Raw genomic sequence first — 14,393 nt, 5'->3', positions numbered from 1 at the left:
CTGGGATCAAGATGCCTGCTTGCCGCAAACTCATCGTGTCCACCGTTTTGCTGGCTGCGCAGGTGGCCGCGCATGCCGCCGAGCCGCTGGTCATCCGCATCGGCCTGGCCGACGCGCTGACCGGCCCGTTGTCGCACTTCGGCAAGGACGACGAGAACGGCGCGCGCATGGCCATCGACGAGCTCAACGCGCGCGGTGTGACGATCGGCGGGCGCAAGGCGCGCTTCGCGCTGCTGGTGGAGGACGACGCCAGCGAGCCGCGCATCGCAACCACGGTGGCGCAAAAACTGGTGGACGCGAAAGTGAACGCGGTGATCGGGCACGAGACCTCGGGCACCAGCATCCCGGCGTCGCGGATCTATTTCGATGCCGGCATACCGCAAATCTCGACCTCGGCCACCAGCCCGAAGTACACCGAGCAGGGCTTCAGCACCACCTTCCGCACGGTGAACAACGACAAGCAGCTGGGACGCGCGCTGGGACGCTATGCGGGCAAAAGCATGGGCGTCAAGCGCCTGGCCCTGATCGACGATCGCAGCGCCTACGGCCAGGGCGTGGCAAGCGAATTCCTCAAGGGCTTCCAGGAGGCTGGCGGCACGGTGGTGGCCAAGGAATTCACCAACGACAAGGCCACCGAGTTCGGTGCCATTCTCACCCGCATCCGCGCGGCGCGGCCGGACATGGTGTTTTTCGGTGGCATGACCCCGGTCGCGGCGCCGATGCTGCGGCAGATGAAGTCGCTCGGCATGGGCAGCGTGCGCTTCATGGGCGGCGATGGCATCTGCACCGAGGAGATGACCAGCCTGGCGCAAGGCGCCATGGGCGACGGGCAGGTGCTGTGCGCCGGCTCGGGCGGCGTGGAGGACGCGGAGCAGGCCGCCTTGCAGCGCTTTCGCGCCGCGTACCGCAAGCGCTACGGCATCGACAGCCTGATCTATTCGCCCTACGTGTACGACTCGGTGATGACGCTTGCCGCCGCCATGGAGAAGGCCGGCTCGGCCCAGCCCGCGCGCTACCTGCCGGTGCTGGCGAAAATCGAATACAAGGGCATCACCGGCCCGATCGCGTTCGACCAGCACGGCGACATCCGCAACGGCACGCTGACGCTGTACACGTTCAGGAACGGCCAGCGTGCGAGCCTGGGCGTGATCCGGTAAATACGGCTGTTGCTTTATAGCAGGCGCGTCTTTCGATATTGCCAATCGATCCTTCTGGCGCGCCCGCGCATCGCCTATACTCGACGGTTCGATTCAACAGCCGTCTGGAGCAACCATGGTCATTCGTCGTAAAGTTCTCGTATCCGCCGTCGCACTCGCCCTCGCCGCGGGGGCCGCGCAGGCCCAGCAGCAAGTGGTCAAGATCGGCCACGTCGCTGCCGTGTCGGGGCCGCTGTCGTACTTCGGCAAGGACAACGAGAACGGCGCGCGCATCGCCATCGACGAACTGAACGCCAAGGGCGTGACCATCGGCGGCAAGAAGGTCAAGTTCCAGCTCATGGCCGAGGACGACGCCGGCGAGCCGCGCAACGCGACCGTGGTGGCGCAAAAGCTGGTCGATGCCAGGGTCAACGCCGTCATCGGCCACGAGACGTCCGGCACCACGATCCCGGCGTCGAAGATCTACCACGATGCCGGTATCCCCGAAATTTCGGCCGCCACCACCAGCCCGAAGTACACCGAACAAGGCTTCAATACGGCGTTCCGGGTCGTGGTCAACGACAAGCAGCTGGGCCGCACGCTGGGCCGCTACGCGGTGAAGAACATGGGCGTCAAGCGCGTGGCGCTGATCGATGACCGCACCGCGTACGGCCAGGGCATCGCCACCGAATTCGTCAAGGGACTGCAGGAGGCCGGCGGCACGGTGGTGACCAAGGAGTTCACCAACGACAAGGCCACCGAGTTCGGCGCGATCCTGACCAAGATCCGCGCTTCGCGCCCGGACATGATCTTCTTCGGCGGGATGAGCGCGGTGGCCGGGCCGATGCTGCACCAGATGAAGGCGCTCGGCATGGGCAATCTGCGCCTGATGGGCGGCGACGGCATCTGCTCGGACGAAATCGGCACGCTGGCGCAAGGTGCGATGGCGGACGGCCAGGTCGTGTGCGCCGAGGCCGGCGGCATCGAGGATTCGGCCAAGGCCGCGCTCGAGAAGTTCAATGCCGGGTACAAGAAGCGCTTCGGGATCGACGTGCAGATCTACGCGCCGTACGTGTACGACTCGATCATGACCATTGTGGACGCGATGGTGAAGGCCGGTTCGGCCGAGCCGGCCAAGTACCTGCCGGTGCTGGCGAAGATCGAACACAAGGGCATCACCGGCACCATCGCTTTTGATGCGCGCGGCGATATCCGCGACGGCACGCTGACCCTGTACACGTTCAAGAAGGGGCACCGCACCACCATCGCGGTGACGAAATAAGCTGGCGTAGGGTGGGCGGGTTTCCCGCCCACGCGTTCAACGGTGGCGTGCGCCGTGGCCGTGCATGCCCTTGCTGGACGCGTGGGCAGGAGACCTGCCCACCCTACGTGATCATTTTGCCGGGGATTTCAGCATCGACGGGTAGCCCGCGTCCTCGGTCGCCTTCTTCAGGTCGTCCACGGTCGCCTTGCTGTCGTCGTACACGATCACGGCTTCGCGGCGCTCGTAGCTCACCTTCACCTTGGACACGCCCGTCACCTTGTTCAGCGATGCCTTGATCGTGATCGGGCAGGTGGCGCAATCCATGGTGGGGATGTTCAGCGAAACGGTCTGCTGCTTGGCCAGCGCAAGGCCGGGCACGAGCAGGAGGGTGGCGATAAGCAGGTTGGCCTTCATGGTTCGGCTCAGTAGAAAAGTGGTGCGATCAGGGGAAAGCCCAGCAGCAGCGCGACAAACACGGCGCAGGCGATGAAGATGCGGCGCGTGGCCGGCCGCGTGGTGGCACAGGCGTCAGTACCGCATTCGCCGGCAGGACGCAGCACCAGGTAGCCGGCCCAGCCCATTGCGCCAAGCGCCAGCGCGATGAACAGCGGCGTGACCGGCTTGAGCGCGACCAGGTTGGCCATCCACGCGCCGGTCACGCCCAGCAGCACCAACACCAGCGGCAGCACGCAGCAGGTGGAGGCGAGCAGGGTCGAGACCACCGCAAGCCCCATCAGCCGCAGGCCGAGGTGCTCGCGCGAGGGGGCCGCCTTGGCCGGTGCTGCTTGCAGGTTCATGCCGGTTTATGCCTTGATTTCGCGGGCGGTGATGGTGTACTTGAACGAGTCCGGATCGAGCGGGTCGTAGGCTTCGCCGCCGGTCTGGGCCTGCGGGTACATCAGGAAGCCGAGCTTGGCGCCATGCGCGCCTTGCAGCTTCACGTCGTGCGCAAAGTTGTAGCCCATCCAGTTGCCTTCCCAGCCGCCGAACAGGCCGGCCTTGACCGGCGCGACCACGGCGTTGTCCGGGTCCTTGATCCAGGTGTCGGTCTCAAGGCGCATCACCTTGCCCACGTCCGCCGGGTCCATTGCGACCCAGCCGTGCTTCTTCAGGTACACCTCGGCGCGGCAGTGCTGTGCGCCTTGCAGCGCGGCGCTGTTGCCGCTCAATTGCTTGTAGCCGAAGGCCGATGGCGCCAGGCGCACGCCGTACACGTCGCGCGCGGGCACGCCGGCGGCGCGGCACAGGCCGACGAACAGGCCGTTGATGTCACCACACTTGCCGCCGAAGTTGCCGGTCTCGAGCATGGTCTTGATGTCGCCGGTGCCGCAGCCGCGCACCTTGGGCTCGCGGAAGGTGTTCAGCACGATCCAGTCGTAGATGCGCTGGACCTTTTCGTCGTCGCTGCGGGCGCCCGCCACGACCTGGTGCGCGGTCTTGCGCACGATGCCGTCGGTGGGCATCAGGTCGGTCGGCTGCAGCCACATGCGCAGGTCGGCGGCCGATTCGGTCGCGGCGGGTGCGGCCTTCCAGTCTTGCGCGCGGTCGCGCGTCTGCACGCGGCTGGCCACTTCGAGCACCGGCTTGCTGGTGCCGTCGAATTCGGCGACCAGGTAGCGCGCGCCAAAGCGCGGGTCGGCCGCCATGCGCATCGCGGTGGCGTTGCCGGACCAGTTGTTCGTCAGCGAACGCTGCCATTCGGTGTCGATCGACGGCAGCGGCACCCACACGGTGGAGGGCGCGGTGCCGTGCGTGAGCTCGATGCGGGTGACGACGTCGAAGGTGCGCCAGTCGCCCGGACGCGGCTCGAAGCGGCGCGCGGCTTCCTTGGCCAGCAGCGTGGTCGGCAGTGCGCCGAACAGCATTGCGCCGGAGGCGGCCTTGAGCACGGCGCGGCGGGTCATCTTGCTCTTATCTTGCATGGTTGAACCTTTCCCTGTTCTTGGTTGTTTTTATTGCGCGAGCATCTGGTCAAGCGCCTCGCGCACGCGCTTGTCGTTGGGGGCGATCGCGCCGATCACACGCCAGCGCGGCTTGCCGTCGCGGCCGATCAGCACCGTGGTCGGCATCACGCCGCTGGTCCAGCGCTGGAAATGCTCGCCGCTCTTGTCCAGCAACACCGGGTAGCCGAACTGGTGTTCGCGGGCGAAGCGCTCCACGGTCCAGCTCGGCTCCTTGTAGTTGACGCCGAGGACGACCAGCCGGTCGCCAGCAGTGGCCGCGATCGTGTTGAGCGCGGGCAGCTCTTCAATGCACGGGCCGCACCAGCCGGCCCAGAAGTTCAGCACCACCACCTTGCCGCGCAGGTCGGCCAGGTTCCATTGCTTTCCGTTCAGGTCGGTCAGGGACAGCGGCGCTGGCGCCAGCTTGGCCGGCCACGGGCGCAGTACGCTGTCGGGGGCGGCAATCGCGCTCGAGCAGGCCAGCAGCAACGGGACGATCCCGCATGCCGTGCGGTGCAAGAACTTGACGCGCATTGAACTCAGATACTCCCGCTGTGCTACGAAAAATGCCCGCTATTTTAGCAGATCAGGCCTGGCGGGTCGGCCGGGAATGCGCGCCAGCCCTTGTCACGCGGCGCGCAGGACGCATATCTCTTGATGCAAACGAGACAAGGAGGAGATCATGGCAACTGGAGACGAACGCAAGGACAAGCCGGGACGGCCTTACGACCAGATCACGCACGACGGCACCAGCAGTGCCGGCAGTGTCGGCCCCGGCGGTACGGGCGACCTGGGCGGCGCGGCTGGCGGGCAGGGCGGATCGCGGCAGTCGGAGACGCGCACGGATGACCTGCTGGCGGGTGAAGCCGGGACGCAGGGATTCAGGCCCGAGCAGGCGGGTGAACTGCAGACCGGGATGGGCGGTATCGGCAGCATCAGCCATGGCAACCGCCAGTCGGCCCCGGAAGGGCAATCGGGCTCGGTGCAGGGCGCGCGCGACCGCGAGAACGAGCGGGAGGCGCCGGGCGGCTCGGAACAGCACGGCCGCAAGGGCTGAGTGCCGGCGCGCTCCCCGCTGTTAGCGCAGCGCCTGCCGGGCGGCGGCGCCGTACTGTGCGACCGCGGCCTCGCGAATGAACTCGGCGGTCGCGTCCGGCTGGGTGATCGGCAGCATGTGGCCGGCATCGAGCAGGCTGAGGCTGGCGCCGGGCACCTTGTCGACCAGCGCCTGGCCGTTTGCGCGCCAGTCGAGGATCTTGTCGTTCAGGCCGTACAGCACGCGCACCGGCAGGCGCAGCTGGCTGTAGCGCGCCTCCAGTGCCGGCAGCGTGTGCTCGAGCGCCTGCAGGTCGCTCGATGAGGACAGGAAGGCGCCCGGGCGCAGGCTGAGCAGGCCGCCGCCGCGGGTGGCGAAGTCGGCCGGCACCGGTTCCGGACCGAACACGTCGGCCAGCACACGCGCGCTCTGGATGATCGACATGGGCGTGGCGAGCGTCCATGCGACGATCTTGCGCGCCAGCGCCGAGCGGATGGTGAGGCCCTTGAACGCGGGCGGCACGTCGCCCGGTGCATGGGTGAGCGGGGCGATCAGCGCCAGCGCGCCAACCTGCTCCGGGTGGTCGAGCGCCAGCGTGAGCGCCACGGTGCCGCCGAACGAATGGCCGACGACCAGCGGCCGGTCGAGCTTGAGCTCGTTGACCAGCGCGGAGATCGCGTTGGCCTGCGCCGTTGCGCTTGCGCTGGTGGCGGCATCGCGCGTGGAGTAGCCCGAGCCGGGGCGGTCCACCATGATGACGCGGTAGTCCGCAGCCAGCCGGTCGAGCAGCGCGTAGCTGAAGTGCGCCATCTGGCCGGCCAGGCCGTGGATCATCAACAGTGGCGGGCCGTTGCCGGCCTCGCGCACGTGCAGGCGCGCGCCGGGCACGTCGATGAAGCGGCCGGCCGGGCGCAGCCAGGCTTCGATCCGCCTGGCGGTGCGCCAGGTGAACAGCGCGCTGGCCGCCAGCACCATTGCGATGGCGCCGGCAACGAAGAGCAGCAGGTGTGTGGTCATGCCCTGATCGCTTTCCTGAGAAGGTTCCAGTAGCCGACCGGAGCGAAGCGCTCCAGCAGCGATACCATTTTCGCATCGTTCCCGACCAGGATGCGGGCGCGGTCGCGCTCGATGCCCCGGACGATGATTTCGCCGGCCTGGTCCGCCGGCAAGCGCAGCATCGCCTGCGCGATCTTGCGGCCGCGCTCGGCTTCTGCGCGCGGGGCGCCCGCTGGAATGCGCGCGTTCTGGGCGATCGCGGTGGCGACCCCGCCGGGGTGCACCACCGCCACGCTCACGTTGGTGCCGGCCAGCTCGTGGCGCAGTGCGTTGGAAAAGCCGCGCACAGCGAACTTGCTGGCCGAGTAGGCGGCCTGGCCCGGCGGCGAGATGATGCCGTAGATGCTCGACAGGTTGACGATGCGCGCCTGCTGGCTGCTTCTCAGGACCGGCAGGAAGGCCCGGGTCATGCGTACCACGCCGTGGAAGTTGACCTCCATGAGCCAGTCGAAGTCTTCCTCGCTGACCTGCTCGAACGTGCCGCCGAGGGCCACGCCGGCGTTGTTGATGAGGATGTCCACGCCGCCGTGGGCCGCGCGCACCGTCTCGGGGAAGGCGCGCACGGCATCGCGACTGGCGACGTCGAGCTGGTGCCAGGTGGCGCGCACGCCGTACTCGCGGGCCTGCAAGGCCGTGTACCTGGCCCCTTCCTCGTTGATGTCGGCCAGTGCGAGATGGCAGCCGCGGCGCGCCAGCGACAGCGCTGTCGCGCGTCCGATGCCACCACCTGCGCCGGTGATTACTGCAATGCGTTGGGCCAGTTTCAAGGCATGTTTCCTTTCCGTCCAAAGTGCATGACGCCGTCGGCCAGGCGGCCGAAGCGGATCATCAAGAGGTCCTGCAGGTAGTTCTGGTACACCTGCCAGGGTTTGCGGTCGCCCTGCTTGGGCAGCATGTCGATCGCGCGCTGCACGTAGCCCGAGGTGAAGCTGACGAAGGGCTGGGCCCCGGCCTCGTGGCCGCGCCGCGGCACGGCGATGGCGAGCTTGCGGCGGTCCATGTAGCGCAGCAGGCGGCACACCCAGGCGGCGGTCAGGTCGGCCTTGAGTGTCCAGGACGCGTTGGTGTAGCCGAAGGCGAGCGCCAGGTTCGGCACATCCGACAGCATCATGCCCTTGTACGACAGCGCCTCGCCCGGCTTGAAGGGCTGGCCGTCGATGCTGATGGCGGCGTCGCCCAGCACGTTCAGCTGCAGGCCGGTGGCCATCACCACGACGTCGGCCTCCAGTTCCTGGCCCGACGCGAGGCGAATGCCGGTTGGGGTAAAGCGATCGATGGTGTCGGTGACGACCGACGCGCGTCCCTCGCGGATTGCGCGGAACATGTCGCCGTCCGGAACCACGCACACGCGCTGGTCCCACGGCTTGTAGCGTGGGGTGAAGTGGGTCGCCACGTCGTAGTCGCGGCCCAGGTCCTTGCGCGCCAGCGAGACGATGCGGCGCTTGACTTCTTCGGGATACTTGCGCGCCATCCGGTACAGGAACATGCTCTCGGCGATCACGCGCCAGCGGGTGACCGCATAGGCGAGCTTCTCCGGCAGCAGGCGGCGCCAGCGCGCGGCGAATTCATACTCGGACGGCCGTGACACCACGTAGGTGGGCGAGCGCTGCAGCATGGTCACGTGTGCGGCGCGTTCGGCCATCGCGGGCACCAGCGTCACGGCGGTGGCGCCGCTGCCGATGACGACCACGCGCTTGCCGCTGTAGTCGAGGTCCTGCGGCCAGAACTGCGGCTGCACGATGGTGCCGGCAAAGCTGTCCTCGCCCTCGAAGCTGGGGCGGTAGGCCTTGTCGTAGCTGTAGTAGCCGCTGCACATGTAGAGAAAGCGGGTGCGCAGCAGCCTGCTTTCGCCGGTCTTGCTGTCGCGCGCCTCGACGCTCCAGCAGGCATGCTCGCTCGACCAGCTCGCGGCGACGACCTTGTGGCCGAAGCGGATATGTCGGTCGATCCCGTATTCGCGCGCGGTTTCGCGCACGTAGTCCAGGATCGACGGCCCGTCTGCAATCGCCTTGGACGCCAGCCAGGGCTTGAACGCGTAGCCGAGCGTGTACATGTCCGAGTCCGAGCGGATGCCCGGATAGCGGAACAGGTCCCAGGTACCGCCGATGGCGTCGCGCGCTTCGAGGATCGCGTAGCGCTTGCCCGGACAGCGTTTGTGCAGGTGAACCGCCGCGCCGATGCCGGACAGGCCGGCGCCGACGATGATGACGTCGAGGAGTGGCTCCTCGGGTGGAGAGGATACGGCTGTCATGTGGTGTCTCTTGTTGTAATTATGGTGTGTGACACTGTACATTGTCAGAAATCCGGTTGCAACAACCTGTGCCAAAATAGAGGGATGACTCCAGACTCTTCTCCATCGCGCCCGTACCGCGGCGTGGCCCCCGATGAGCGGCGTGCGCAGCGGCGCCGGCGCCTGATCGAGGCCGCGGTGGCGGTGTACGGCGAGCGCGGCTACCGGCAGGCGACCGTCAAGGCGGTATGCGAGGCGGCCGGGCTCACGGAGCGCTATTTCTACGAATCGTTCGCCAACAGCGACGAGCTCCTGATCGCCGGCTTTAACGCGGTGACGTTCTCGGTCGTCGGAGAGGTGCTGGCGGCGGCGCAAGCCGCGGGACGCAGCCGCAGGGAGCGTGCGCGCGCGCTGCTGGGCACATACTTTGCGGCGCTGCAGCGCGACCCGCGTTCGGCGCGCGTGTTCCTGGTGGAGATGCGCGGCGTGAGCCGTGAAGTGGACAAGGCCTTCGACGCGGCGCTGCGCGACGTCGGGCGCCAGGTCGCGCGCGTGGTGGCGCCGCCGGGCAGCCAGGACGACGAGCTGCTGCAGGCCGGCGTGATCGGCGGGGTGATCCACATCGCGCTGCGCTGGATCGAGCAAGGCTATTCGCCGGCGCTGGAAGAGGTCACCGAAACGGCCCTCCGGCTGGGCATGGTGCTCGCGCGCGCGTCCAGCACGCCCTAGGCGGGTCAGAAGTTGCAGTAGCCGGCGCCCGGCACGCCGCGAAAATCCATCCGCCCCACGAAGTTGTTGTGGAACGCGTCCCAGGTACTGCGGTTGCCATTGGCGACCAGCGCGGCATTGAGCGCGCCAAGCGTGGCCTGGTGCAGCCTGGTCTCTTCCTGGGTGTAGGTCGGCGCGAAGTTCTGGATCACGTAACCCCGGTAGAACAGCAGGTTCACGCAGCGCATCTGCGGCGACTCGGTGATCGCGGCATTCACGATGATGCCGGTTGCGACGTGGTCGGTATGGTCGCCGGGGTTCCAGCGCGTGTCCGGGTCCTGCGTGTTCAGGTTGACCATGGCGGCGGCGCGGTTGTTGATCCTGACGATCTCGCGTATCACGTCCTTCAGCTCGGCCAGCGTGTAGGTGTTGACCGGGTTCAGGCTCGTCACCATCCCGAGCCGGCCGGTGGCCAGCTGCTGCAGGCTCATGTCGTCGGGCAGGTTCAGGTGGTACATCACCACGTTGCCCATGTGGACAGTCTCGATGGCCTTGCCTGCGATGAGTTCGGTCGTCCTGAGCGGCACCGGGGCCGGCACGTCCGGGTTCAGGCCCTGCCAGAAATGGACGATGGACTCGAACGCCCTGAGCCTTGCGCGGTAGTAGGGAATGCGCATGGTGTTGTTGGCGTAGCCGGTGCCATTGGCGGCGTCGCCGGCCGTGGTCAGCACGAACACGGTCGGGTAGCCGGTCGCCACGTCGGTGGCCGCGTTCTTGTGCATCATGAGCGGCACGTCGTCGGGATGGGCGGCGATGAACAGGGCAGAGCGGGCGGGAGCAATGAGGATTGCCGCGAGGGCGAGGAAGGCGGCCACGCTACGTTTGAGGGAGATCATTGGAACCTCCGGAAGCGGGAACTGGTTGCAAAGTTGCTAATCCAGTCTAGGGTTCCGGAGGCGGACGGCTGTTGTGCAACGTCGAGCGACGTTGTGCTACTGATCAAACGTGTTGATCAAAGCGCTTGATTTATTTTCGTGCGGAAAGGAGTCCCGTGGGGCGTAGGGTGGGCAGATTCTGCCCACGCATCCAGACAGTGCTTGCGCCGACTGGGCCGCCGACGAGTTGAGAGGCAATGCGTGCGTCGCCTGGACGCGTGGGCGGGAGACCCGCCCACCCTACGAGAACCAGCGCCCGGAGCGGGCGCTCTTGGGGCTCAGATGTGCAGCGCGTGGCCCAGTGCGCGCAATGCCGCTTCCTGCACCGCTTCGCCCAGGGTCGGGTGCGCGTGGATCGTCCCCGCGACATCCTCGAGCTGCGCGCCCAGTTCGATCGACTGCGAGAACGCGGCCGACAGCTCGGACACGCCGCGGCCCACCGCCTGCCAGCCGACGATCAGGTGGTTGTCCTTGCGCGCAACCACGCGCACGAAACCGTCCGTGCTTTCGATCGTCATGGCGCGGCCGTTGGCCGCGAACGGGAAGCTGGCCGTCGTGCATTCCAGGCCATTGCGCTCGGCCTCCTGCGGCGTCAGGCCGACCACCACCACCTCGGGGTCGGTGTAGCACACCGCGGGAATCGCGCTGGGAGCAAAGTGGCGGCGCTTGCCGGCGATGATCTCGGCCACCATCTCGCCCTGCGCCATCGCCCGGTGGGCCAGCATCGGCTCGCCGGTGATGTCGCCGATGGCCCAGACGTTGCGCATCGAGGTGCGGCACTGGTTGTCGATGCGGACCGCGCGACCGTTCATGTCCAGCAGCAGGCTCTCCAGGCCATAGCCCTCGGTGCGCGGCTTGCGGCCGACTGCGACCAGCACGCGGTCCGCTTCCAGCTGCGATTCGTAGCCACCGGCGGCGCCGCGCACGCGCACCGCGTCACCGGCTTCGGTCATGCCCAGCACGCTGGTGTTCAGGTGCACCTCGATGCCCAGGCGCTTGAGCGAGGCCGCGACCGGCTTGACCAGCTCCTCGTCGTAGGCAGGCAGGATGCGGTCCATCGCCTCCACCACGGACACCTGCGCGCCCAGCTTGCGGTAGGCGATGCCCAGTTCCAGGCCGATGTAGCCGGCGCCCACTACCACCAGGCGCTGCGGCAGCGCTTCGGGCGAAAGCGCCTCGGTGCTGGAGATGACAGGGCCGCCGAACGGCATGAACGGCAGCTCCACGGCCTGCGAGCCGGTTGCCAGCAACAGATGCTCGCAGCGGATGCGCATGCTGCCCTCGGCCGCACCAGGTTCGGTCACCTCGACCGTCTTGCCGTCCACAATGCGCGCCCAGCCCTTGATGACTTGCACGCCGTGCTTGCGCAGCAGGGCGCCCACGCCACCGGTCAGGCGCTTGACGATGCCGTCCTTCCATTCCACCGTGCGGGCGACGTCGATCTCCACGCCGGACACGGCGATGCCGAGCGGCGAATTGTCGGCGTAGTGGCGGGCCTTCTCGAATTCCTCGGCCGCGTGGATCAGGGCCTTGGACGGGATGCAGCCGATGTTCAGGCAAGTGCCGCCCAAGTGCTCGGCCTCGACCAGGATGGTCGGGATGCCGAGCTGACCGGCGCGGATCGCGGCCACGTAGCCACCGGGGCCGCCGCCGATCACGAGCAGGGTCGTCGAAACAGAATTCATATGCTCATTCCACAAACAGGGTTGCCGGGCACTCGAGGTAGCCGCGGATGGTTTGCACGAACTCGGCGGCCACCATGCCGTCGATGACACGGTGGTCGAACGAGGACGACAGGTTCATCGTCTTGCGCGCCACCATGCCGCCGTTCCTGATCACCGGCTTTTCGACGATGCGGTTCACGCCGATGATCGCCACTTCCGGCCAGTTGATGACCGGGGTCGTGACGATGCCGCCCAGCGGCCCCAGGCTGGTGATGGTGATGGTCGAGCCGGAGAGCTCTTCGCGCAGCGCTTTGCCGTTACGCGCCGCGTCGGCCAGGCGCACGATTTCGGAAGCGCTGGACCACGGGTCGCGCGCCTCGGCATTGCGCACCACGGGCACCATCAGGCCGGTGTCGGTCTGGGTGGCGATGCCGAGGTGGACCGGGTTGTAGCGGGTGACCACGCCGGCGTCGTCGTCGTAGCGCGCGTTCACCTCGGGGAACTTGCGGATCGCGAGCACCACCGCGCGCATCAGCAGCGGCAGCAGGGTGAGCTTGCCGCGCTCTTCGCCGTAGCGGCTGTTCAGTTGCGTGCGCAGCAGTTCCAGTTCGGTGACGTCGACCTCTTCCACATAGGTGAAGTGCGGGATGCGGCGCTTCGCTTCCTGCATTTTCTCGGCGATCTTGCGGCGCAGGCCGATCACCGGCACCGCCTGTTCACCCTGCAGCTCGGCGTAGCGCGTGTCCGCGCCGCCCATGCCGCCACCGCCGCGCTGGCGGGTTTCGACGTAGGCGTCCAGGTCCGCGTGGGTGATGCGGCCGGCCGGACCGCTGCCCATCACGTATTGCAGTTCGATGCCCATGTCCCAGGCGCGCTGGCGCACGGCCGGTGCGGCCAGCGGCTTTTCGCCGGCGGGGCGCAGCGGGAGCACGGAGGCGGAGGGGCGCGGGGCAGCCGCAACCGGGCTTTCGGTCGCCTTGCGGGTTTGCGCCTTGTCGCTGGACGCGTGGGCAGCGGAGCTGCCCACCCTACCGGTTGGCTTGCCTTCGGCGTTCACCGCAACGGGTTCGCCGGCTTGTTGTTCGGCCACGGCGTCTTGTGCCGAGACCGGGGCCGGTGCTTTGTCCTTGTCGGCGCTGTGGTTGCCGGCGCCTTCCACTTCCAGGCGGATCAGCTCTGCGCCAACGGCCAGCGACTGGCCCACCGCGCCGCCCAGCGAGGTCACGGTGCCGTGCACCGGAGACGGGATTTCGACGGTGGCCTTGTCGGTCATCACGTCCGCCAGCACCTGGTCTTCCTTGACCGTGTCGCCGGGCTTGACGTGCCATTCGACGACTTCAACTTCCGCAATGCCTTCGCCCAGGTCGGGCATTTTGATTACATGAATGCCCATATCACCTCTCCATCGCACGTTTGAATGCCGCGCCCACGCGGTCGGGGCCCGGGAAGTACGCCCACTCCTGAGCGTGCGGGTACGGGGTATCAAAGCCGCACACGCGCTCGATCGGCGCTTCGAGGTGATAGAAGCAGTGTTCCTGCACGAGCGCGGCCAGTTCGGCGCCAAAGCCGCTGGTCTTCGTGGCTTCGTGCACGACCACGCAGCGGCCGGTCTTGTTGACCGAGGCGACGATGGTCTCCAGGTCGAGCGGCCACAGGGTGCGCAGGTCGATGATCTCGGCGTCGATGCCGGTCTCCTTGGCGGCAGCCTCCGACACCCAGACCATGGTGCCGTAGGTGAGCACGGTCAGGTCCGAGCCGGGACGGAACACAGCTGCCTTGTCGAGCGGGATCGTGTAGTAGCCTTCGGGGACTTCGCCCATCGGGTGCTTGGACCATGGCACCACCGGACGGTCGTGGTGGCCGTCGAAGGGACCGTTGTACAGGCGCTTGGGTTCGAGGAAGATCACCGGGTCGTCGTTCTCGATCGAGGCGATCAGGAGGCCCTTGGCATCGATCGGATTGGACGGCATCACGGTGCGCAGGCCGCACACGTGGGTGAAGAACGCTTCCGGGCTCTGGCTGTGGGTCTGGCCGCCGTAGATGCCGCCGCCGCAGGGCATGCGGATCGTGAGCGGGGCCGAAAAATCGCCGGCCGAGCGGTAGCGCAGGCGCGCCGCCTCGGACACGATCTGGTCGGTCGCCGGATAAAAATAGTCGGCGAACTGGATCTCCACCACCGGACGCAGGCCGTAGGCGGCCATGCCGACCGCAGTGCCCACGATGCCGCCTTCGGAGATCGGCGCGTCGAACACGCGGGTCTTGCCGTACTTGGCCTGCAGGCCGTCGGTGCAGCGGAACACGCCGCCGAAGTAGCCCACGTCCTGGCCGTAGATTACGGTATTGCTGTCACGCTCGAGCATCACGTCCATGGCGCTGCGCAGCGCCTGGATCATCGTCATCGGCACGACCTTGCTTGGTTTG

15 protein-coding genes are annotated in these 14,393 nt (G+C 67.4%); 4 read left to right on the top strand and 11 right to left on the bottom strand.

Annotated features, from left to right (window positions below):
• The first annotated feature begins 11 nt into the window (after positions 1-11).
• Together NX774_RS00770 and NX774_RS00765 are read left to right on the top strand one after the other, a co-directional pair.
• Positions 12-1,157, top strand: coding sequence for a branched-chain amino acid ABC transporter substrate-binding protein (locus NX774_RS00770; RefSeq protein WP_258820247.1), 1,146 nt, complete (start codon positions 12-14; stop codon positions 1,155-1,157).
• Positions 1,158-1,272: 115 nt separating this feature from the next.
• The gene (locus NX774_RS00765) at positions 1,273-2,418 is read left to right on the top strand and encodes a branched-chain amino acid ABC transporter substrate-binding protein (protein ID WP_258820246.1); all 1,146 of its coding nucleotides are present in this window, start codon (positions 1,273-1,275) and stop codon (positions 2,416-2,418) included.
• Between the two features lie 111 nt (positions 2,419-2,529).
• Here the strand turns inward: NX774_RS00765 and merP are convergent, their stop codons facing one another.
• The 4 genes from merP to NX774_RS00745 are packed head-to-tail and all read right to left on the bottom strand — an operon-like array spanning position 2,530 to position 4,877.
• Positions 2,530-2,814, bottom strand: coding sequence for a mercury resistance system periplasmic binding protein MerP (gene merP, locus NX774_RS00760; protein WP_258820245.1), 285 nt, complete (start codon positions 2,812-2,814; stop codon positions 2,530-2,532).
• Positions 2,815-2,822: 8 nt separating this feature from the next.
• A complete protein-coding gene (locus NX774_RS00755; RefSeq protein ID WP_258820244.1) occupies positions 2,823-3,197 on the bottom strand; it encodes a mercuric transporter MerT family protein in 375 nt (124 codons plus the stop codon).
• A 6-nt stretch (positions 3,198-3,203) separates the two neighbouring features.
• Positions 3,204-4,322: a transglutaminase-like domain-containing protein gene (locus tag NX774_RS00750; protein ID WP_258820243.1), complete on the bottom strand. Its 1,119-nt coding sequence runs from the start codon at positions 4,320-4,322 to the stop codon at positions 3,204-3,206.
• 30 nt (positions 4,323-4,352) lie between these two features.
• Positions 4,353-4,877 carry a TlpA family protein disulfide reductase gene (locus NX774_RS00745; protein WP_258820242.1) on the bottom strand — a complete coding sequence of 175 codons (525 nt, stop codon included), beginning with the start codon at positions 4,875-4,877 and terminating at the stop codon, positions 4,353-4,355.
• A 148-nt stretch (positions 4,878-5,025) separates the two neighbouring features.
• Between NX774_RS00745 and NX774_RS00740 the strand changes: the two genes are divergently transcribed.
• Complete coding sequence (locus tag NX774_RS00740) at positions 5,026-5,400, top strand: hypothetical protein (RefSeq protein ID WP_258820241.1); 375 nt, start codon at positions 5,026-5,028, stop codon at positions 5,398-5,400.
• Between the two features lie 21 nt (positions 5,401-5,421).
• Here the strand turns inward: NX774_RS00740 and NX774_RS00735 are convergent, their stop codons facing one another.
• The 3 genes from NX774_RS00735 to NX774_RS00725 are packed head-to-tail and all read right to left on the bottom strand — an operon-like array spanning position 5,422 to position 8,686.
• The gene (locus NX774_RS00735; RefSeq protein ID WP_258820240.1) at positions 5,422-6,396 is read right to left on the bottom strand and encodes an alpha/beta fold hydrolase; all 975 of its coding nucleotides are present in this window, start codon (positions 6,394-6,396) and stop codon (positions 5,422-5,424) included.
• Positions 6,393-7,202, bottom strand: a complete 810-nt coding sequence (locus tag NX774_RS00730; protein ID WP_258820239.1) for an SDR family NAD(P)-dependent oxidoreductase — start codon at positions 7,200-7,202, stop codon at positions 6,393-6,395. Before NX774_RS00730 ends, NX774_RS00735 begins: the two co-directional genes overlap by 4 nt.
• Positions 7,199-8,686: a flavin-containing monooxygenase gene (locus NX774_RS00725; protein ID WP_258820238.1), complete on the bottom strand. Its 1,488-nt coding sequence runs from the start codon at positions 8,684-8,686 to the stop codon at positions 7,199-7,201. Before NX774_RS00725 ends, NX774_RS00730 begins: the two co-directional genes overlap by 4 nt.
• A gap of 84 nt (positions 8,687-8,770) precedes the next feature.
• On the opposite strand from NX774_RS00725, the gene NX774_RS00720 reads away from it, so the two are divergent.
• The gene (locus tag NX774_RS00720) at positions 8,771-9,394 is read left to right on the top strand and encodes a TetR/AcrR family transcriptional regulator (RefSeq protein WP_258820237.1); all 624 of its coding nucleotides are present in this window, start codon (positions 8,771-8,773) and stop codon (positions 9,392-9,394) included.
• 5 nt (positions 9,395-9,399) lie between these two features.
• On the opposite strand, the gene NX774_RS00715 is transcribed toward NX774_RS00720, so the two are convergent.
• The 4 genes from NX774_RS00715 to NX774_RS00700 all read right to left on the bottom strand — a co-directional run bounded on the left by NX774_RS00715 (position 9,400) and on the right by NX774_RS00700 (position 14,371).
• Positions 9,400-10,269, bottom strand: coding sequence for a PIG-L family deacetylase (locus NX774_RS00715; protein ID WP_258820236.1), 870 nt, complete (start codon positions 10,267-10,269; stop codon positions 9,400-9,402).
• Positions 10,270-10,586: 317 nt separating this feature from the next.
• Positions 10,587-11,993: a dihydrolipoyl dehydrogenase gene (gene lpdA, locus NX774_RS00710; protein ID WP_258820235.1), complete on the bottom strand. Its 1,407-nt coding sequence runs from the start codon at positions 11,991-11,993 to the stop codon at positions 10,587-10,589.
• Positions 11,994-11,997: 4 nt separating this feature from the next.
• Complete coding sequence (locus NX774_RS00705; RefSeq protein ID WP_258820234.1) at positions 11,998-13,365, bottom strand: dihydrolipoamide acetyltransferase family protein; 1,368 nt, start codon at positions 13,363-13,365, stop codon at positions 11,998-12,000.
• 1 nt (position 13,366) lies between these two features.
• Entirely contained in the window at positions 13,367-14,371 is a 1,005-nt protein-coding gene (locus NX774_RS00700; RefSeq protein WP_258821418.1) for an alpha-ketoacid dehydrogenase subunit beta, read from the bottom strand.
• Between the last annotated feature and the right edge of the window lie 22 nt (positions 14,372-14,393).

This window comes from Massilia agilis (assembly GCF_024756255.1).
Lineage (GTDB): Bacteria > Pseudomonadota > Gammaproteobacteria > Burkholderiales > Burkholderiaceae_D > Telluria > Telluria agilis.
Note: the sequence above shows the minus strand (reverse complement) of the source record. Positions and strands in the feature narration are given on the sequence as shown.

Bases quoted from the DNA above. Each gene is read 5' to 3' on its own strand.
- NX774_RS00750 (WP_258820243.1), bottom strand. From the start codon at position 4,322: ATGCAAGATAAGAGCAAGATGACCCGCCGCGCCGTGCTCAAGGCCGCC.
- lpdA (WP_258820235.1), bottom strand. From the start codon at position 11,993: ATGAATTCTGTTTCGACGACCCTGCTCGTGATCGGCGGCGGCCCCGGT.
- NX774_RS00765 (WP_258820246.1), top strand. From the start codon at position 1,273: ATGGTCATTCGTCGTAAAGTTCTCGTATCCGCCGTCGCACTCGCCCTC.
- merP (WP_258820245.1), bottom strand. From the start codon at position 2,814: ATGAAGGCCAACCTGCTTATCGCCACCCTCCTGCTCGTGCCCGGCCTT.
- NX774_RS00705 (WP_258820234.1), bottom strand. From the start codon at position 13,365: ATGGGCATTCATGTAATCAAAATGCCCGACCTGGGCGAAGGCATTGCG.
- NX774_RS00755 (WP_258820244.1), bottom strand. From the start codon at position 3,197: ATGAACCTGCAAGCAGCACCGGCCAAGGCGGCCCCCTCGCGCGAGCAC.
- NX774_RS00745 (WP_258820242.1), bottom strand. From the start codon at position 4,877: ATGCGCGTCAAGTTCTTGCACCGCACGGCATGCGGGATCGTCCCGTTG.
- NX774_RS00770 (WP_258820247.1), top strand. From the start codon at position 12: ATGCCTGCTTGCCGCAAACTCATCGTGTCCACCGTTTTGCTGGCTGCG.
- NX774_RS00715 (WP_258820236.1), bottom strand. From the start codon at position 10,269: ATGATCTCCCTCAAACGTAGCGTGGCCGCCTTCCTCGCCCTCGCGGCA.
- NX774_RS00725 (WP_258820238.1), bottom strand. From the start codon at position 8,686: ATGACAGCCGTATCCTCTCCACCCGAGGAGCCACTCCTCGACGTCATC.
- NX774_RS00720 (WP_258820237.1), top strand. From the start codon at position 8,771: ATGACTCCAGACTCTTCTCCATCGCGCCCGTACCGCGGCGTGGCCCCC.
- NX774_RS00700 (WP_258821418.1), bottom strand. From the start codon at position 14,371: ATGACGATGATCCAGGCGCTGCGCAGCGCCATGGACGTGATGCTCGAG.
- NX774_RS00735 (WP_258820240.1), bottom strand. From the start codon at position 6,396: ATGACCACACACCTGCTGCTCTTCGTTGCCGGCGCCATCGCAATGGTG.
- NX774_RS00740 (WP_258820241.1), top strand. From the start codon at position 5,026: ATGGCAACTGGAGACGAACGCAAGGACAAGCCGGGACGGCCTTACGAC.